Source organism: Caballeronia sp., from assembly GCF_049581465.1.
Taxonomy (GTDB): Bacteria; Pseudomonadota; Gammaproteobacteria; order Burkholderiales; family Burkholderiaceae; genus Caballeronia.
In genome coordinates, this window is the sequence record NZ_JBAUSA010000873.1 from 1 (window position 1) to 1,683 (window position 1,683).

At 60.9% G+C, this 1,683-nt stretch carries 1 protein-coding gene; it reads left to right on the top strand.

All coding sequences use genetic code 11. From position 1 onward, the window contains the following. Nucleotides 1–191 precede the first annotated feature (191 nt). A complete protein-coding gene (locus WCA53_RS21375) occupies nucleotides 192–1,550 on the top strand; it encodes an IS4 family transposase (RefSeq protein ID WP_423915338.1) in 1,359 nt (452 codons plus the stop codon). Nucleotides 1,551–1,683: the final 133 nt, after the last annotated feature.

The following is a 1,683-nucleotide window of genomic DNA, read 5'->3' on the forward strand; positions in this document are numbered from 1 at the left end:
GGTCCCGAAACAATCTCGGGCGGTCTGCGCCCCGGTGGTCCAAGCCCGTCTGGGCTTGCCCGCGCTAGAGCCATCGCGTTATACACATCTCCGACCGGCGAGCGTCGAGGTCGGAAAAACATGTTTACTTTCAATGAGATGGAACGGCGCTTGTAAACTTTCGGGGAATCGCGTTTACTCTTGCTTTTTGAGTGGACGCATTGGTCACCGAATCGACGCCCTGGACCCAGACGGAATTCGAGCAGCTCGAGCTCGGCGATGCGCGCCTGAACAAGCGAGCGAGGCTTTTGATGCAACGATTGGCGGCCGACCCGATGGCTAGTGTGCCCAAGGCATGTCAGGGATGGGGCGAGACGATGGCGGCGTACCGCTTCTTTGACAACGAGAAGGTCGAGTGGCATGCGATTCTCGAGCCGCATTGGCAGCATACGCAAAAGCGCATGGCAGCCCATCGCGTGGTGCTGTGCCTGCAGGACACCACGGAACTGGACTTCAACGCTCAAGGTGCGTTCGGACTCGGGCCGCTGAGCTATGAAGCCCAGCGCGGCATGTATCTGCATCCGACCTACGCGGTCACGCCGCAGCGCGAGCCGTTGGGCATTCTGGACGCGTGGATGTGGGCGCGCGAGAAGAAGGACGAGTCCGGCAAGCGCGGCGGCCTCAAGGAGAGTCTGCGCTGGATCGAGGGCTATGAACGTATTGCCGAGATGGCGCCGAGTCTGCCGTCCACGCGCCTGGTGTATGTGGCGGACCGCGAAGCGGACCTGATGGCGCTGATGGAGCGCGCCCAGGCGCTGGACACGCCGGCCGACTGGCTGGTACGCGCCACCCATAACCGTTGCTTGCCGCAGGGAGACAAGCTGTGGGAGCGCACGACCCGTGGCGAAGCCATCGGGCAGATCACCTTCACGATGGCCTCGCGTCATGGCGTCAAGGCGCGCACGGTGCGCCAGCACCTGTGGATGCAGCGTGTGGAGTTACCCGCAGGCCGAGGCAAGTGTGTCGCGGCCACCTGTCTGGTCGCACGCGAGTTCGACGCTCCTGCGGGCGTCAAGCCGATCGAATGGCGCTTGCTGACCAACCGCGTGGCGACGACGTTGGAAGAGGCGATCGAATTGATCGACTGGTATCGAGCGCGCTGGGAAATCGAGATGTTGTTCAACATCTTGAAGAATGCTTGCCGCGTCGAGGCGCTGCAGTTGGGCTCGATCCAACAGCTTGAGCGCGCACTGGCGCTGTTCCTGGTAGTGGCTTGGCGCGTGGCCTATCTGATGCGCCTGGGACGCACTAGCCCCGATCTGGACGCGCATCTGTTCTTCGATCCCGACGAAATTCGCAGTGCCTACCTGCTCACGAAAGTGCGCCGCCCGGCCCAGCCAAAGCTCAACGAAGTATTGCGATTGATCGCACGCCTAGGCGGATTCCTCGGGCGCAAGGGCGACGGCGAACCCGGCGCGAAAACGATCTGGCTCGGACTCAGAGAAGTTCATATCGCAGCAAAAACATTGCGCTTGTTACGCGACGACGATGGCGACGACAGTTGTGTATAACGCAATGGGTTGACCCTTGGGGCAGGAGCTTTCAGTGGTTACTATGCGATTGACTCTGACTATGTCGCTATACCAGCAATTGTTTTCTCCCAGACGAGCGGCGAACGGCTGTATATATACTACTCAACCGATG